The 18379-nt window shown below is 50.8% G+C and carries 13 protein-coding genes; 12 read left to right on the top strand and 1 reads right to left on the bottom strand.

Annotation, left to right across the window (positions count from 1 at the left end):
• Positions 1 to 21: 21 nt before the first annotated feature.
• The 8 genes from B4H10_RS03100 (at position 22) to B4H10_RS03065 (ending at position 7902) form a co-directional block, all read left to right on the top strand.
• Entirely contained in the window at positions 22 to 582 is a 561-nt protein-coding gene (locus tag B4H10_RS03100; protein ID WP_292018150.1) for a Maf family protein, read from the top strand.
• Positions 579 to 1265 (top strand): RadC family protein, encoded by a 687-nt coding sequence (gene radC / locus B4H10_RS03095; protein ID WP_292018149.1) that lies wholly within the window; start codon positions 579 to 581, stop codon positions 1263 to 1265. Before B4H10_RS03100 ends, radC begins: the two co-directional genes overlap by 4 nt.
• A gap of 181 nt (positions 1266 to 1446) precedes the next feature.
• Positions 1447 to 2232: an electron transfer flavoprotein subunit beta/FixA family protein gene (locus B4H10_RS03090; protein WP_292018148.1), complete on the top strand. Its 786-nt coding sequence runs from the start codon at positions 1447 to 1449 to the stop codon at positions 2230 to 2232.
• A 14-nt stretch (positions 2233 to 2246) separates the two neighbouring features.
• Positions 2247 to 3251 carry an electron transfer flavoprotein subunit alpha/FixB family protein gene (locus tag B4H10_RS03085; RefSeq protein ID WP_075582278.1) on the top strand — a complete coding sequence of 335 codons (1005 nt, stop codon included), beginning with the start codon at positions 2247 to 2249 and terminating at the stop codon, positions 3249 to 3251.
• 165 nt (positions 3252 to 3416) lie between these two features.
• A complete protein-coding gene (locus B4H10_RS03080) occupies positions 3417 to 4640 on the top strand; it encodes a class I SAM-dependent rRNA methyltransferase (RefSeq protein WP_113856003.1) in 1224 nt (407 codons plus the stop codon).
• A gap of 97 nt (positions 4641 to 4737) precedes the next feature.
• A complete protein-coding gene (gene thrC / locus B4H10_RS03075) occupies positions 4738 to 6240 on the top strand; it encodes a threonine synthase (RefSeq protein WP_059077398.1) in 1503 nt (500 codons plus the stop codon).
• A gap of 22 nt (positions 6241 to 6262) precedes the next feature.
• Complete coding sequence (locus B4H10_RS03070; protein ID WP_059077399.1) at positions 6263 to 7162, top strand: DMT family transporter; 900 nt, start codon at positions 6263 to 6265, stop codon at positions 7160 to 7162.
• 5 nt (positions 7163 to 7167) lie between these two features.
• Complete coding sequence (locus tag B4H10_RS03065) at positions 7168 to 7902, top strand: TVP38/TMEM64 family protein (protein ID WP_059077495.1); 735 nt, start codon at positions 7168 to 7170, stop codon at positions 7900 to 7902.
• A gap of 115 nt (positions 7903 to 8017) precedes the next feature.
• Here B4H10_RS03065 and B4H10_RS03060 read toward each other — a convergent pair whose 3' ends face one another.
• A complete protein-coding gene (locus B4H10_RS03060) occupies positions 8018 to 9631 on the bottom strand; it encodes a peptide chain release factor 3 (RefSeq protein ID WP_059077400.1) in 1614 nt (537 codons plus the stop codon).
• 240 nt (positions 9632 to 9871) lie between these two features.
• Between B4H10_RS03060 and B4H10_RS03055 the strand changes: the two genes are divergently transcribed.
• From B4H10_RS03055 to mfd, 4 genes are all read left to right on the top strand, one after another.
• Positions 9872 to 11593, top strand: a complete 1722-nt coding sequence (locus B4H10_RS03055) for a sigma-54 interaction domain-containing protein (RefSeq protein ID WP_059077401.1) — start codon at positions 9872 to 9874, stop codon at positions 11591 to 11593.
• Positions 11594 to 11906: 313 nt separating this feature from the next.
• Complete coding sequence (locus B4H10_RS03050) at positions 11907 to 13211, top strand: acetyl-CoA hydrolase/transferase family protein (protein WP_292018147.1); 1305 nt, start codon at positions 11907 to 11909, stop codon at positions 13209 to 13211.
• Positions 13212 to 13241: 30 nt separating this feature from the next.
• Positions 13242 to 14789 carry a 4-hydroxyphenylacetate 3-hydroxylase N-terminal domain-containing protein gene (locus B4H10_RS03045; RefSeq protein ID WP_059077403.1) on the top strand — a complete coding sequence of 516 codons (1548 nt, stop codon included), beginning with the start codon at positions 13242 to 13244 and terminating at the stop codon, positions 14787 to 14789.
• A gap of 288 nt (positions 14790 to 15077) precedes the next feature.
• Positions 15078 to 18365: a transcription-repair coupling factor gene (gene mfd / locus B4H10_RS03040; protein ID WP_292018146.1), complete on the top strand. Its 3288-nt coding sequence runs from the start codon at positions 15078 to 15080 to the stop codon at positions 18363 to 18365.
• The last annotated feature ends 14 nt before the right edge of the window (positions 18366 to 18379 follow it).

Genomic DNA, 18379 nt, shown 5'->3' with positions numbered 1-18379 from the left:
GGATAAGGAGGTTTTTTTATTATGCTTATTCTGGCTTCCGCTTCACCGAGGCGCCGGGAATTGCTGTCTCAGATTGGGGTAGCCTATATGGTCAATCCCAGCACCTATGAAGAAGGTGCACCTAAAAAGAAAGATCCTGCTAAATTTGTCCTGGCCCAGGCACTGGGTAAAGCCAATGATGTAGCGGCCAAATATCCGGGTCAGTGGGTACTGGGTGCCGATACGGTCGTGGCACTCGACGGGGAAATCCTGGGTAAGCCGAAGCATGAAAAAGATGCCATGCGCATGCTTCAGGAATTATCGGGCCGTAAACATTCCGTGTTCACGGGCGTAGCACTGGTGCGCGGTAAAAAGACTTATACCAAAGTCGTGGAAACCAAAGTCTGGTTCCGGAAGTTGAAAGACAGTGAAATCAAGGACTATGTCCATTCTGGTGAACCCATGGATAAAGCCGGGGCTTATGGTATCCAGGGAAAGGCCGCTGTCTTCGTTGAAAAAATCAACGGTTCCTATACGAACGTAGTCGGCCTGCCGTTATCCCAGGTCTATACGCTGCTCCAGAAGGCAAAAATTATCGGATGACTTGTCTGAAAGAATTGTCATCGCGGGAAAAACCACGGGAAAAACTGATCCAGCATGGCGCCCGCCTGCTGACGGATCCAGAGCTTCTGGCCATTCTCCTGCGGACCGGTACCCGGGGCTGTTCAGTACTGGATATGGCCCGGAATTTGCTGGCGTCCCTGCCGGGAGGTAATCTGGGCTGTCTTGGCGAAATCACGCTGAGTGAATTATACCGGATCCGCGGCATCGGCCCGGACAAGGCTGTCACTCTTTGTGCAGCCGTGGAACTCGGCCGGCGCATCGTCCGCTGCCGGGTACGCCGGGATAATCCCGATTTCAGTTCACCTCAGGTCATTGCCGAATACGTCATGGAAGACATGCGCTTCCTACCGCAGGAACGGTTTGCCGCCGTGTACCTTTCGACGAAGAATCAGCTCCTGCGCGTCCAGACTCTGACCGTAGGGACTATTAATGCCAGCCTGGCCAAGGCAAGAGACGTGTTCCGCTACGCGCTGCAGTGTAATGCGGCCGCTGTCGTCCTGCTGCATAATCATCCCAGTGGCAATCCTGAGCCGAGTCAGGAAGATATCGATGTCACGCGCCGCCTCGTACAAGCCGGTGATGTCATGGAGATCCCAATCCTGGACCACATCATCATCGGTGACGGTGTGTTTGTCAGCCTGTGTGAGCGGGGCTACCTGTAAGATGACCAGACAATGTGTGCATATATAATATGAACCAGCATCCGTTTCCGGATGCTTTTCTTTTTACAAACTTTTTTATAAAATAATAAACATTATTTCTTGATAAATTTATGTGACCGTGAGATAATATATATAATATTAATACATAAATAATTCGGCTAGACTAAAGGAGGAGTGTTGTATGAATATCGTAGTACTGATTAAACAAGTACCAGCCGTTTCGGATATCCAGATTGACAATCAGAATCATAATCTGGTCCGTGTCGGGGCGCCGACGATGCTGAACCCCGTAGACAAGAATGCCATTGAGGCAGCCGTTGCCATTAAAGAAGCACAGGGAGGTACAGTGACTCTGGTTTCCATGGGGACGGCTATGGCCAGTGAAGCTCTGCGGGAAGGCGTGTCCATGGGGGCCGATGGCGGCGTCCTTCTGTCCGATGAACGCATGGCCGGGTCCGATACGCTGGCGACGGGGAAAATCCTTGCCCTGGCCATTAAAAAACTGGCGCCTGTCGATCTGGTCCTTACAGGAAAACAATCGGCTGACGGTGATACGGGACAGATTCCGCCAGCTATTGCCGAACACCTGGGATTCAGTCTCATAACGTATGCAGAAAGCCTCACGGCAGAAGATGGGGTGATCCGGGCATCGCGGAAGAATCACGGTGGAATGGAAACAGTAGAAACGAAGCTTCCGGCAGTCTGCTCAGTCATGGAAACGATGAACGTGCCCCGTTCACCCAGTATCCGTAACAAGATGAAAGCAAAAAAAGCCGTCTTTGATGTCTGGCGGCTGGAAGATATCGGACTCGATCCGTCTGAATCGGGCAGTGCCGGTTCGGCAACGGATGTTACCGAAGTGTTTGCGCCGGAAAAACATGCTGTCGGCATCATGATTGACGGCAATACGACAGAAGAAGCTGTCCAGAAACTGATGGCAGATATGGCAGCGAAAAAACTGATATAAGGAGGCGCATGGTTATGGAAAAGAAACACAATATCTGGGTGTACATAGAATTAGTGGATGGGAAACCGTCACAGCTGAGCCTTGAACTGCTGGGAAAAGGCCGGGAACTGGCCGATAGCAGAAATAAAGCCCTGATGGCTCTTCTCGTGGGCAAGGGAGCAGAAGAAGCGGCTTCTGATATTATAGGCTATGGCGCCGATGTGGCGGTCGTCGTTAACCGCGATGGGCTGGATACGTTTGATGCCTCGCAGTATACGGAAATCGTGCAGCAGATCCTGACAAAATATGAAGCCAGTGCTATGCTGATTGGCGCATCTCCTGACGGCCGTGACCTGGGTGGACGGCTCTCTGCCGCTATGAATCTGGGACTCGTTGCCGACTGCATCGATTGCCGGTACGAAGGAGACGATGACAGTCTTACCTGGATACGGCCGGCTTACACGGGAAAATTGTTCGTTAAGATTCTGACGACGACGCGTCCCCAGCTGGCTACGATTGGCGAACGGATTTTCCGGGGCAATACGTTTGACAGCAGCCGCAGTGGAGAAGTCATCAAAGAGGACGGTCTTTCCTGTACGCGTACCGTATCCCAGAAGGTGACCGGCTTTGAAAGCCTGCCGCCGCTCGATGAAACGCTGACTATCGAAACGGCTGATTTGGTTGTCGGAGCCGGCCGGGGGGTAGGAGACGAAGACGGCCTTAAAAAGGTAGCTGCCTTTGCCGAGTCCATTGGCGCGCCGCTGGGCGTTTCCAAACCGCTGGTCGATAACGGCTGGATGCCCCATGATGCACAGGTTGGCGTGACAGGCAAAAAAATAGCTCCGAAGATTTACATCGCTCTGGGAATTTCCGGTGCCATCCAGCATCAACTGGGCCTGAAAGAGGCAGAACTGATCATTGCCGTCAATACGGATCCGGACGCACCCATTTTCAAATTTGCCAATTATGGCATTGTAGGCGATTTGTTTGAAGTTATGCCTATCCTTCAGCGGGAAATCAAAAAATTGCAGGCTAAATAACGGAAACTGGATATATCAAGGCCGGGAAACGCTGTATTGCAGTGGTCCTGGCCTTATTTTCTGGTCTGGCTATTGCACTTCTCTACAATATTTGCCATAATTAAAGATAATCTTAAATTTGATTTATCTTTTGTTTACCATTTTTGTATAATATAAAGGAGTCATATGAGACCTTACGCTAAATTGTACCTGACCCGCAAAGGAGAACGGGCTGCCCGCAGCGGTCATCCCTGGGTCTATGGAGAAGAAGTGACCCATGTTGATGGGCAGTACAAGACAGGAGACTTGGTAGATGTCCTCAGTGAAAAAGGAAAATACTTGGGAACGGGATTTGCCAATGATATTTCTAAAATCCGGGTCCGCATCATATCACGCAATGCCAATGACCGCTTTGATGAAGCCTTCTGGCAGCGCCGTGTCCAGTATGCGTTGGCATACCGCCGGACCGTCATGGGAGAGAAAGATTTTTCCTGCTGCCGCCTTATTTTTGGTGATGCTGATGAAATGCCGGGTCTGACTGTTGACCGGTACAATGACCTGCTCGTAGCCCAAACACTTTGCTATGGCATGGATGTCGTAAAACCGGTCATCTTCAAGGCATTGACAGACCAGCTGCGCCATATGGGTGTCATCATCCGGGGAATTTACGAACGTAACGATGTCCGCGTCCGCGAACTGGACGGGATGGAACAGTACAAGGGCTGGTACGAGACGCCCTATCTGCCGGAACCGGGCAGCGCCCTTACGACGATTGATGAGAACGGCATCTTGTATGACGTAGATGTTGAGAACGGCCAGAAGACGGGTTTTTTCCTCGATCAGAAATATAACCGCCTGGCCGTAGCCAAAATTGCCGCAGGCCATCATGTACTGGACTGTTTTACCCACACGGGAGCCTTTGCCCTCAATGCAGCCAGAGGAGGAGCGGCCAGTGTTACCGCCGTCGATATATCGGACGAAGCCGTTTCCATGACGAGGGAAAATATCCGCCGCAACGGACTGGAAGACAAGGTTACGGCAATGCAGGCCAATGTCTTTGACCTTCTGACGGACCTGGCAGACCATAAAAACCATGACTATGATTTCATCATCCTCGATCCGCCAGCCTTCACCAAATCGGGCCATACGGTGCGCAATGCCATCCGTGGTTATAAGGAAATCAATCTGAAAGCCATGAAACTGCTGCCCCGGGGCGGGTACCTGGCTACCTGTTCGTGTTCCCATTTCATGCGCGATGATTTGTTCCGGTCCATGCTGGCCGATGCGGCTTCCGATGCCGGTGTCCACCTGCGCCAGATTGAAGGGCGCCAGCAGTCGCCGGATCATCCTATCCTCTGGAATGTGCCGGAAACAAATTATTTGAAATTCTACTTGTTCCAGGTCGTCTGACCGGCTTCAGACAAGGCTGACGCCATGGTTTAAGTATGATATAATAAAGCAGCAGATTGATTCTGCTATTACTTAATGAAATAAAGGAGAGGGTCCCATGAAGTTCAGAAGCACTCGTTCGCAAGAAACCGTTACTCCGTCTTATGCATTATTACATGGCCTGGCCCGCGATGGCGGACTATATGTCCCGGAAGAATTCCCGGAACAGGTATTATCGTATACAGATTTGAAAGAAAAGTCCTATCAGGAAATCGCTGATGCTGTTTTAGCGTACTTTTTTACGAATTTTACGCCTAAAGTGCGGCAGAAAATGATTGATGCTGCCTACAATGATCAGACGTTCCGTGATGACCGCATTGTACCGCTTCATTCAATCGATACGGATCTTTCTGTTGCCGAATTGTATCACGGCCGCACCCTGGCTTTCAAAGATTTGGCCTTATCCCTCTTTCCCTATCTGTTGACAGCTGCCAAGGTACAGGAAGAAGAAAAGCGCGATATCCTCATCCTCACGGCAACCAGCGGCGATACGGGCAAAGCAGCTCTTGAAGGGTTTAAAGACGTAAATGGCACGAACATCATGGTCTTTTATCCCAGCGATGGCGTCAGCCCCATGCAGAAGCAGCAGATGCAGAAACAGGAAGGGAAGAATGTCCGCGTCAGTGCTATACACGGAAATTTTGACGATGCCCAGAGCTTTTTGAAACGGGTCTTTACGAGTGAAGAAGTCAATACCTATGCCCATGACCATGGCGTGCTCTTTTCCAGTGCCAATTCCATTAATATCGGCCGGCTCTTTCCACAGATTGCCTACTATGTTTCGACCTGGGTACGCCTTGTAGACAACGGTGTCATCGCTCCCGATGAATCATTTGATGTCGTCGTGCCGACAGGGAATTTTGGCAATATCCTGGCAGGATGGTTTGCCAAAAAGATGGGGGCTCATATCGGCCGGCTCATCTGTGCATCGAACCGCAATAAGGTCCTCGCCGATTTCTTTGAAACCGGTGTCTATGACATGAACCGCGATTTCTATACGACGGACAGCCCGTCCATGGATATCCTTCTGTCCAGTAATTTTGAACGATTTCTGTTCTATGTTGCCAAAGGCGATTGCCAGCGCGTGGCCCAGTGGGAAAAAGACCTGCAGGAAACGGGAAAGATGGCGGTCAACGCAGACGAACTGGCCTGGCTGCAGGAGGAATTCTGTGGCGGCTGGATTGATGATGATGAAACAGAAGCTGTCATCAATCACGTCTATAACGACTTTGGCTATCTCCTGGATCCGCATACGGCTGTCGCCTATGGCGTGTACCTGAACCGTCACAAGCAGGGCATGGACCAGGGGCGTCATACGGTCATCATGTCTACGGCTCATCCATACAAATTTCCGCCAGTTATCTGCAAGGCCCTGGCATTGCCGTCCAGTGACGATCCGTTTGCCATGCTCCAGTCTATCAGCAGTCTGACCGGCATCGCCCTGCCGGAACCGCTGGCCGCGTTGCAGCAGAAGCCGGTCCGCTTTGCAGATAGTATTGAAAAAGAAGATATGAAGCAGGCTGTATTGTCCTTTATCGACGATATCAGCAAGAAGCAATAGAAAAGAGGCGCTCTGGTTTTATATGAACAAAGGCGTTGTATATGCCATTTTATCTGCTCTGGCGTTCAGTATTCAAAACGTCATTGTCAAAGAGCTATCGTATACCATGAGCACTGGGGAAATCGCGTTTTTCCGCGGTTTCCTCAGTGCTGTTCTTATCCTGGGACTGATGCGGGCCAATCATGTCCATTTGTCTCATGAAGACAGGCCGACGTTATGGCTACGCGGCATACTGGGTGGTACGGGTATGATATGCATTTTCTATGCCCTGCGTGGAATGCCCCTGGCAGACGTGTCCATCATTTCCCAGCTATCGGCATTTTTTGTCATGCTCTTTGCGGCAATCTTTCTCCAAGAGGTATTACCCAAAGGGGCTAAACTGCCTCTGGTTATCATTTTTGCCGGCGGTTGTCTTGTCGTCCGGCCATGGAATTTTGATTCATTCAATGTCTATTCCCTGTTTGCTCTGGCACAGGCCGTGTTTGCCGCCGGTGCTTATACGACAGTGAGTAAGCTGACTGATTCGGGAAAGCACCATCCCTATGAAATCGTTTTGTATTTCCTCGTCTGTGCGGCCCTGTCAGGAGCTGTACTCATGATATTAGGCGGCAGCTTCCTCGTCCCCAATCTGCAGGAATGGGGTTGGTATATCACACTGGGCGTGATTACGGTTATTGCCCAGATTTGGATGACCGATGCCTACGCCATGGCGAATCCGGTCGTCGTCAGTTTTGTATCCTATATCGGCGTTTTTTTCAATGCCCTCTGGGGTTTTGTCATATTCCAGGAAATGCTGACTCTGCTCACCGTAGCAGGCGGCGTTTTGATTATCGGTGGTTCTATGTACCTGACTAAGCTCAAGCACGATCGTATTGCTGAAATGGCTGAGATTAGGGAACGGAATGCAAAAGAAGAAGTATGAAGACCATGAAAGTAAACGAAACGCATATAAAAATCGCATTTTTTGGCATGCTCGTCGTGATGCTGGCCGGGATTCATCTGGCTATCCCGGATTTTTACCGCACCGTCTGGGACCTTTCGACGAGTGGCAATATGCAGGGGACCATAGCGTATCTCCGGTCTTTCGGAATCTGGGCTATGGCAGTCAGCATGATTATTGATATAGTCATCAACATCGTAGGCTTTTTGCCGTCAATTTTTATTTCGACGGCGAACGGCGTCGTGTTCGGCGTATTCCAGGGAACCATCGTTTCCTGGATTGCCGAAACAATCGGTGTCATCATCAGTTTCTTTTTCATGCGGACTCTCTTCCGGGGCAAAGCCAAAAAAGTCATAGAAAAAAGTAAAATGCTCAGTAAGCTGGACCATTACAGCACGTGGCAGGCTATGACCGTAGCACGGGCTGTACCGTATTCACCCAACGGACTGGTGACGGCCCTGGGCGCTCTGAGCCATATCAGTTACCGCGATTATATTCTGGGCTGTTTTATTGGCAAGCTTCCGTCGGTAGCCTGTGAAGTGTTCGTTGGACACGATGTGGTCATGTTCGAAGATCATACCCTGCGCCTTACCATACTGATTATTGCTATTACGGTGATTTATGGCGGACTCTGGTACTGGCATCGGCGCCAGCAGGCAAAGAAGGTATTGCGCAAGATTTCAGAAGATCTGGATAAGGAAAACATAGATAAAGAAAAATAACGAGGCTATCGCATTAGGTTAAAATTACATAATGCGATAGCCTCGTTTTTGAGTTTGAGATTAAAAATCTGACAGTTGACAGGGAATCTTAAGCGCGGGATGCGTGCCGGAATCGTTATTCTTCGTCTGGTTCGTCAATGGCCAGTTCATCTGGTGTCGTACAGAAAGTAAAGTCCGGATTCCGTTCGACAATCCAGTTGGTCTGCCATTCGTTGGCGATGAGCAGTACGACACGCTGCTTGTGGTCTTTGACAATCATGGCACTGTCGATATTTTTCAGTTCCTTGTAGTCATGGCCATTGGTCTGAATCCAGCGGGCTACCGTGTAAGGCAGAGTGTTCATTTCCAGATCGACGCCGTATTCATGCTTCAGCCGGTATTCCAGCACTTCGAATTGCAGCTGGCCGACGGCACCGACGATATAACTTTCCATGGAGCCGAGATTTTCGTAAATCTGGACGGCCCCTTCCTGGGCCAGCTGGGTCATGCCTTTCAGGAACTGCTTGCGCTTCATCGAATCTTTGGCACGGATGCGGGCGAATAATTCCGGCGGGAAAGTCGGGAAGTCTTTGAAGGTGACTTTCTTTTTGCCTGAGTACAGTGTATCGCCGACGCCCATGGTGCCATTATCAAATACGCCGATGATATCACCTGGATAGGCTTCTTCGACGATAGTCCGTTCTGTCGCCAGGAACTGCTGGGGCTGCATGAGACGCAGGGTCTTTCCCGACTGACGATGGGTAACGGTCATGCCCTTTTCAAACTGACCGGAGCAGATGCGCATGAATACGATGCGGTCGTGGTGCTGGGGATTCATGTTGGCCTGAATCTTGAATACGAACGACGTGAACTGATCAGACGTCGGTTCGACTACGCCTTCGGCACAGGGACGGGGCTGGGGCGGTGGAGCCAGGCGCAGAAATTCTTCCAGGAAGGGCTTGACACCGAAGTTGGTCATGGCTGAACCGAAGAACATCGGTGTCAGCTGGCCATTTTTTACTTTCTCCATATCGAATTCGTCACCGGCCATATCGAGGAGCTCGATGTCGTCGATGAGTCCCTGATGTACATCGTCATCGAGGAGTTCCTTGAAGACCGGGTCGTCGGCTGAACCTTTGGTCGATGCCAGCTTGCGCTGGCCGTGGGACGTGTCTTTTTCAAACAGTTCAATCGATGCTGTCGTCCGGTCATAGATACCCTGGTAATTGCCATTGAGACCGATGGGCCAGTTCATGGGATACGCGTGGATGCCCAGGATATTTTCGATTTCATCCATCAGGTCGAAAGGATTACGGCCGAAATGATCAATTTTATTGACAAAGGTAAAGATGGGGATACCCCGTTCTTTACAGACCCGGAACAGCTTCTTCGTCTGGGCTTCGACGCCTTTTGCGACGTCGATGAGCATGACGGCACTGTCTGCGGCCATGAGCGTACGGTACGTATCTTCACTGAAATCCTGATGGCCCGGCGTATCAAGGATATTGATATGATGGCCTTCATAATCGAACTGAAGGACCGAGCTGGTGACAGAAATACCACGCTGTTTTTCGATTTCCATCCAGTCAGATACGGCATGTTTGGCTGTCTTTCTCGCTTTGACAGAGCCAGCCAGATGTATGGCTCCTCCGTAGAGGAGCAGTTTTTCAGTCAATGTCGTCTTGCCAGCATCCGGGTGAGAGATGATGGCAAACGTACGGCGGTTATTTACTTCATCTACTAATGACATGTTCCACCTCATGAATTCGAATAATCAAAAAATACAGTACATACTATTATACTAAGAAAAGTGATGTTCGTAAACAGGGAAAGGAGGAGAAAAGCTGGGAAAAACTCGTTTCTTCTGCGTAACACAAAGTGATTCGCGTTGTGCAGGACAGGGGCGGGCTGTTTTTGGTATAATAAAAATATAGACTTGTTACCCCTGCGATACTGCACGTTTTCCTGCCACTGCCGGAGGTGTATGGCGATGAATACGAGACCGTTGGCATTAACCCGTGAAGATTTTATGGCGATTACCGATGCGGTGTATTGTATTCTCATACTGGTTAATGAAAAGGGGATTCCTGTATATTGGAACAGTGCGGCCTGTGATCTGGAACGGAGATTGCCCGGATCGTGCCGGGAAATCATCAAAAGACTGGGAGAAACGGTTGATGCCGTCCACTGTGAAGGCCGCTATGTGGTAACGGCTGCATCGCGTGATTTCATCTGTCATATCCGTCCATGGCAGACAGGAAAGCGACGTCGGGGAAGTATCTTCATTGTCCATGAATCGTGCGTGTCTTCCTGTGCCGTTCAGGAACTGAATGTCGTGCGCGATGTCGTAGAGGAAATCGATGCCGTGCTGGAAGCCGGTTCGACGGGACTTTTAGTGCTCGATTCCAGGGGTATGATCAAACGGGTCAACCGCCGGTTTGAAGCATTATACGGCCTGAAACGGAAAGCCATATTAGGCAAGTCTATCGAAACAATCAGGGAAGAAACGCAGATACCCCGGGAACTGCTGGATAAAGCGCTGCATAAACGGCAGCACGGCGTCTCCCTTGTCGAATATAAGGGGCGCAAGCTCGTCTATACGGCTACTCCCGGACTGGACCGCAATCATCAGATGCGCTGTATCGTCGTAGATATCCAGGATGTGTCATCATGGAAGATATTGTGGGAAAAATTCAAGGAACAGCGGCAGCATATGAATGAATTTATACGCAAAGTCGCCGTTCTGAGCAGTCATTCCCATGATATGGTCATCGGCCGCAGTCAGGCGATGCAGAAGGTCATGCATCTCATCGAGGTCGTTTCGGATGTCGATTCGACGGTGCTGATTACAGGGGAATCGGGGACGGGCAAAGAAGTCGTCGTCAATGAAATTTATCATCGTAGCCGGCGCCGGGATAAACCGTTCCTGAAAATTAATTGCGGTGCCATCCCCGATGAGCTTTTTGAATCGGAATTGTTCGGTTATGAAAGCGGTGCCTTTACCGGAGCCAGGCGGCAGGGTAAGGCCGGCTTTTTTGAACTGGCCGATCAGGGCGTACTCCTGCTCGATGAAATAGGGGAACTGAGTCTGGCAGCTCAGGCCAAATTGTTGCGGGTCATACAGAATCAGGAAGTACAGCGCATTGGTGCTACCCGGTCTATCCACGTTGATGTCCGTCTTATTGCCGCTACGAACCGGAATTTGTGGGACATGGTGCAGCAGGGAAGGTTCCGGAGTGATTTGTATTACCGGCTCCACGTCATCCATATCCACATTCCGCCGCTGCGGGAACGGCGGGAGGACGTCATACCGCTGGCAGCGCAGTTTCTCCATACGTTCAATACAAAATATGAGAAGCATAAAGTACTGACACCGGCACTCTGCCGTCTTCTCATGGTCCAGGACTGGCCCGGCAATATCAGGGAACTGGAAAATGCCATGGAGACACTGGTCGTGCTGACCGAAGGCGATGACCTGCGGCCGGAAGATTTTATCAGTCAGATTCAGATGGAAGAAAGCGAGGCCATCGTTACTATACGCCGTGTGGCCCCGTGGAACCAGACTATGGCCGAAGTGGAGCGGAAAGTGCTCCAGATGACGGCAGCCCAGTGCCGTTCGACACGGGCCATGGCAGATGTACTGCATATTGATCAGTCTACTATATCCCGGAAGATGCAGAAGTACGGTCTGTCCCTGGGAAAGAAAAAATAAATATATCCGGCTGTTGATGCAGGACTGCATATTTTCTGATGTAATCCTGCATCAGAAATCGGTCTTTTTATAGGGGATGATCTCACGGTTCAGCCGGCATTTCTGATATAGCGTTTTTTTGATGATGCAAAATGACATCACAAAGAAACGCTTCTTTTTTTTCGATGCCTGAATCATGGGCTCCGGCCCCATTCCGTTTGCTCACGAATAATTGGCGCGATTATTTCATATATACTTGTAGAGACGGGAGAAAAGGGGCAAGGAAAAAATATCCCATCTCAAATCATGTGAATGGAGGGAAAAGGAGGCGGACATGATGAATCAATGGCAGTGCATGTACGAAGAAAAGAAGATGACGGCTGAATCCCTGGCCAGGCAGTTCAAAAACGGGGATGTCTGTGTCAGCACAGGGCAGGTGGCGGAACCGACGGGAATTCTGCAGGTACTGGCCTCGTATGCTCCTGAGCTGGACCTGGAACATATCCGCCATTGTGTACTCCTTCCCCTCCGGCAGCAGGAGTACATGAAAGCCGGTATGGAGAAATATATTTATCACATTTCCCACTTTGTCAGTGCTTATGACAGGAACATGATATGGGAAGGCCGCGGCGATTATATGCCGGCCCATTACAGTCAGGTACCACAGGTGTGGACCAGTGTCCTGCCTGAGCCGGATGTGTTTTACGCTGCCGTATCCCCTATGGATGAGCACGGGTATTTTAGTTTCGGTACGGCGGCCGATTTGAGTGAAGTCCGTCATCATGCAGAAAAAATACTGGTAGAAGTAAATCCGACTATGCCCCGGTCGTTTGGTTCCTTTATCCATATTTCAGAAGTAGACGGTATATGGGAAAATGATGCCCCCATTACAGTAGTCGATCCGCCGCCGGTTACCAATACGGACCTTGCCATCGGGCAGATGATTGCTGACGAGATACCCAATGGAGCCACGCTGCAGCTGGGAATTGGCGGCATTCCCAATGCGGTGGCACAGAGCCTGCTCGATAAGCGGAATCTGGGTGTACATAGTGAAATGTTTTGTGACAGCATGGTTGATCTGACACTGGCCGGAGTCATTACTAACGGCTGCAAACGGATTCATCGCGGAACCTCTGTTGCGACCTTTACCTTTGCTTCCCGCCGGACCTATGATTTTATTGACAATAATCCCGGTGTCGCCTTCCTGCCCGTATCGTATGTCAATGATCCCCGCGTCATTGCTATGAATGATCAGGTCATTTCCATCAATTCGTGCATCGAAATCGACTTGTTCGGCCAGGTATGCTCGGAAACGATGGGAACAAAGAACTATAGCGGTGTAGGCGGGCAGATTGATTTCATCCGTGGGGCCGCTGCTTCCAAAGGAGGAAAATCGTTCCTCGCTTTTACGGCAACGGCAAAAAAAGGGAAAGTGTCCAAGATTAAACCGGTCCTCACAGAAGGAGCCTGTGTCAGTACGACGAGAAACGATGTCGATTATGTAGTTACTGAGTTCGGCATGGCACGGCTGAAAGGGCTGACCTGTTCCCAGCGTGCCAAAGCGCTGATTCGCATTGCAGCTCCTGCTTTCCGGGAAGAATTAACGGAGGCAGCCAGAAAGATGCATATTATTGTGTGATGCTGTGACTGTACGGGAGGAGGAATCACTATGTTGATGACAAAAGAGCAATTTCAAGCCAGTATCCGTGCCCGCAAACCGATGAATGTCTATTTTCTGGGCAAAAAAATCGAAGACTTGACGACGTTCCCGCCACTGGCGGCCAGCTTTAATGCCATTTCTACTATTTATGACCTGCAGAGCCGTCCGGAATGGAAAGACCTGATTACGGTGCCATCGCATCTCAGCGGACAACCGGTCAGTATTTACAATGCGCCCCTGCGTTCGGCAGAAGACGCAAACCGCAAGACCCGGGCTGCCCGTGCTCTTGCGGAAGTCGTCGGCTGTTGTACTCACCGCTGTACCGGTTCAGAAGCCTTTGCCGGTCTGGGTCCGGCCTGCTATGATATGGATCAGGATCTGGGAACTCATTACTTCGACCGGTTCATGAAATTCCTCGATTATGTGCAACGCAATGACCTGACCTGTACGGTAACAGTGACGGACGTCAAAGGCCTGCGCACGCTGGCCCCTCACGAACAGCCTGATCCAGATGCATACGTACACATTAATGAAGTACGCGATGACGGTATCGTCATCAGCGGCTATAAATGCAACCAGACAGGCATCTTGTTCGCTCACGAAATCGTCATCGTCCCGACGACTAATATGCGTCCTGAAGATAAAGATTTTGCTCTGGCCTGTGCCGTTCCGGCCGATACGCCGGGCCTGACCTTTGTATTGGGCCGCACGCCCCAGGATAAGCGTTTCTTTGAAGTCGGCGGTGATATCGAAGGAATTGATCTGGGCAAAAAATATGCCGACCATCAGGCTCTGGTATACTTTGACCATGTATTCGTGCCCAATGACCGGGTCTTCATGTGCGGCGAGACGAAATATGTCGGCCGCCTGTTGAGTTATTTCACTGCTGTCCATCGCCTGACTGCCGGTGGCTGCAAGGCCGGCGGCTGTTCGGCCCTGTGTGGTGCGGCCAGCCTCATTGCCGATATGATTGGTGTCCAGAAAGCCGGGCATATCCGCACAAAGCTGACCCAGATGGCCATGACGGCCGAAACGGTATACGGATTGTCCCTGGCATCGGGCGTCGAAGGATTCCAGCACCCCAGCGGATTCTGGATCCCCAATCCGCTTATGTCCCATACCTGTAAGTATACCTGTACCCAGATGCCTTTTGAAGCTGTGCGGCTGGCCCGGGATATTCTGGCGGGATTTGGAGAAACGGCGCCATCTGAACTGGATATGCGCAGTAAAGAAGTAGGAGAACTCTGTCAGAGAGCGTTTAATCCGGGCAATCCGGCCTATACGGCAATGGATCGTCTCCGGGCCGGCCGGTTTATTGAACATATGGCCCGCGGTTCCAACTGGACGGCCATGGCTCTCCACGGCGGAGGAAACCAGGAAGCGTCTACCGTCATGGCCCGGTCGTTTACGGATTGGGATTATCTGAAGAATCTCGTCCGGGCGGCAACGGGTATGGAAAAAGACCCGGCCAGGGTAGACGAAATTATCGCTGCTATCGGTAAAAGGCAGGGCCGCATCTGTACCAACCGCGATCTGCCACAGTCGGATAATAAGTAGTACCAGGATGACTATTCCTGACGCAGGAGGCAGTTGCTGACACCGCTCGTTGGAAAAACTGAGTAATTGATGCCAGCGGAAGCACAATCTGCAGTAAACGGGAAGAGGCTGAGCAAAATGTACGGCGTAAAAGCCCATTTTGTTGCAGCCTCTTTCTTTTGAATGGGCCAAGTGTGTCTTTAAAAAAAAATCGTTCTATGATATAATGAAACGTCACTTGAACATTGTTTACTAAAAGGGCTTTAGGGATTTTTTACTAAGGCCCCGTTTTCTATGAGGTCGTGTAATATGAATACTTTTTTTCAACGCATGAACGAGGATGCCAATATACATTCCTGTGCTGACTTGTTTATCCAGCCCGGGTGCCACAGCATATACGGTGTCGGAGGATCGGTCAAAACGTCGTTTGCCGCCCGGGCTGTCATGGCTGCGGGAAAACCGGCTCTGATCATTGTACCATCGAAAGAGCAGGAAACGGCCTGGCAGACGGATCTGCAGTTCTTTGCCGCGGATTTACCCGTCTATACATTTCCCTTAGGAGACCGGGCCGTATTTTCAACGACGGCAAAGAGCATGGAACGGACAGCCCGGCAGATGGAAGTATTGGCGGCACTCTGCAGTCATGCTTTTTGTGCCGTCGTCGCGACGATAGAAGAAGCGGCCCAGTTCATCGCGGCGCCGGAACATGTCAATGCAGCAGCGTTTAACGTATCTGCCGGTCAGGATTACGAACGGGAAACGCTGCTCCGGCGCCTGGCAGATGACGGATATGAACGGGTCGATATGGTCGAACGGCGGGGCCATTTTTCTGTGCGCGGTGATATTATCGATGTATTTGCCGTAAACTATGAACAGCCGCTCCGTCTGGAATTTTTCGGCGATACACTGGAAAGCCTGCGCTTTTTTGATGCGTCGAGCCAGAAATCCCTCGATAAGACCGATACGGTCCGTATCCTTCCTTTTGCTATAGATGGCGATAAAGACAAAGAACATACGATCCTCGATTATCTTGACGAAGGCGTTATTATCTGGGATGAACCCAACCGCTGCCGGGAAAATTTAAAGAAATTCCTGAAAGAAAGCGCCGATTACAAAGAATGGCTCTGTTCATGGCGATCTCTGTCCGGTGCAGGACGAAAGGGGACACGGATTGTCCTGTCTCTCATGGCCCAGTCCGTACCGGATATGATGATAGATTCGTCGGCAAGCTTTTCTGCCAAGGCCATGGCCAGTTTCCAGAAACAGTTTGACCTGCTTCACGATGAACTTTCGCATTGGCAGGAAAGCGGCGATGCGATTCTTTTTGTACTCGGCAGCCGCCAGCGGATTGCGACGCTGAAAAGCTGGTTTGCCCAGAACGGATTTTCCGTTTCTGCATACGAAGAGACGATACCCCTTGAGGCCAGCCAGATTTACCTGGCAGAAGGGGAAATACGAAATGGGTTCGAACTGCCTTATGCCAAGTTAGTCGTCATATCTGAACGGGATATTTACGGCATGCAGAAGCACCGCCTGCGCCATCACGTGCAGAAAGGGCAGGAAATCAACGTATTTACCGATCTCAAAGCCGGCGATTATGTCGTTCATGAAGTCCACGGCATCGGCCGCTACGCCGGCATCAAGACCATAGAAATCGACGGCGTCCATAAAGATTATCTGGAAATCCATTATGCCGGAAAAGATATCTTGTATGTCCCGACGGACCAGCTTAATCTGCTGCAGCGTTATATCGGTAATGAAGGTGATACGCCAAAACTGCACAAGATGGGTGGCAGTGACTGGCAGAAGACACGGGCAAAGGCGCAGAAATCGATTACGGACCTGGCGGAAAAACTGGTTGCAGTCTATGCCAAGCGTGAAATCGTCCCAGGATTTGCTTTCCCGCCGGATACGCCGTTCCAGAAAGAATTTGAAGATGCGTTCCCCTATGAAGAAACGGAAGATCAGCTGAAAGCCGTAGCAGAAATCAAAAAGAGCATGGAAAAACCATTCCCGATGGATTGTCTTGTCTGTGGCGATGTTGGTTTTGGCAAGACGGAAGTCGCCATGCGGGCCGTATTCAAAGCCGTCATGGGAAGCAAACAGGTTGCAGTCCTCGTCCCGACGACAGTTCTGGCCCAGCAGCATTTCCAGACTTTTACGGAACGGTTCCGTAATTTTGGTGTCAACTGTGATGTTCTCAACCGGTTCCGGTCACCAAAGGAAAAGAAGGACATCCTGCGCCGGACGCTGACCGGAGAAATCGATGTCCTTATCGGGACTCACAGTCTGCTCAATAAACGTGTGAAATTTAAAGATCTGGGGTTGCTTGTCGTCGATGAAGAACAGCGTTTTGGTGTGGCCCAGAAAGAAAAATGGAAAGCCTGGGCAGCCCATATCGATGTGCTGACTCTGAGCGCGACGCCGATACCACGTACGCTTCATATGTCCCTGGTCAATCTGCGCCAGATGTGTGTCATCGAAACGCCACCGACAGACCGTTTCCCCGTCCAGACCTATGTCACCGAATACGATGCCCGTATTGTCCGTGACGCGGTCATGCGGGAAAAGCACCGGGGCGGGCAGGTATTTTTTGTCTACAACATGGTAGATTCCATCGAAAAAATGAAAGACCAGCTTCAGGCATTACTGCCGGATTTATCTATCGGCATCGCCCACGGCCAGATGGCCGGGACACTGTTGGAACAAGTCATGTTCGACTTTTATGAAGGCCGCTATGATATTCTCCTGTGTTCCAGCCTCGTCGAAAACGGTCTGGATGTAGCCAATGCCAATACGATCATCATCTATGATGCGGACCATTTCGGCCTGTCCCAGCTGTATCAGATGCGGGGCCGTGTCGGCCGCAGTCATCGCATGGCCTATGCCTATTTCCTGTACCGCCGGGATAAAGTCCTGTCGGAAGTGGCAGAAAAACGTCTTCAGGCAATTAAGGAATTTACCGAACTGGGCTCAGGGTTTAAAATAGCCATGCGCGATTTGGAAATCCGCGGTGCCGGCAATCTCCTGGGACGGGAACAGCATGGCAATATTGCCAGTGTCGGGTTTGCCATGTACTGCAGCATGCTGGAAAAAGCCATCGCCAAAGCCCAGAAAGGACAGAGTGATGAACTGCCGCCACCGGAAACGGTCATGGAAACGCATATTGATGCCTTTATCGATGATGCCTACATCAGCAACGGCGGACAGAAGATAGAAATGTATCAGCGTCTGGCCACTATTACCGACGAAAAAGAATTGAATGATTTGGAAAAAGAACTACTGGACCGCTACGGTCGTCCTACCCGTCCCGTAGAGACGCTGCTCCACGCGACGCGGATCCGTCTTACGGGACGCAGCCTGGGCCTTACACTCATCGCCCAAAAACGGGACACGCTGGAATTGAAGTGGCGCAGCCTGCAGGATATGCCACCGCTGGCGGAGCTGACAGGGCCGCTGCGGCGCCGGTTCCGTACGGTACCGGGTATGCCCCTAATGCTGCGGATCAGTCTTGCCGGGGTAGAAGATATCCTGACCTTCTTAGATCAGATTTTTGCGTCTTTCAACACAGTGAGAAAGGGGAATTCCCTTGGCTAACGTTTCTTTCCTGC

This window comes from Megasphaera sp. UBA4382, from assembly GCF_002391155.1.
Lineage (GTDB): Bacteria > Bacillota > Negativicutes > Veillonellales > Megasphaeraceae > Megasphaera > Megasphaera hexanoica.
This window is presented reverse-complemented; position numbering and strand designations above follow the sequence as displayed.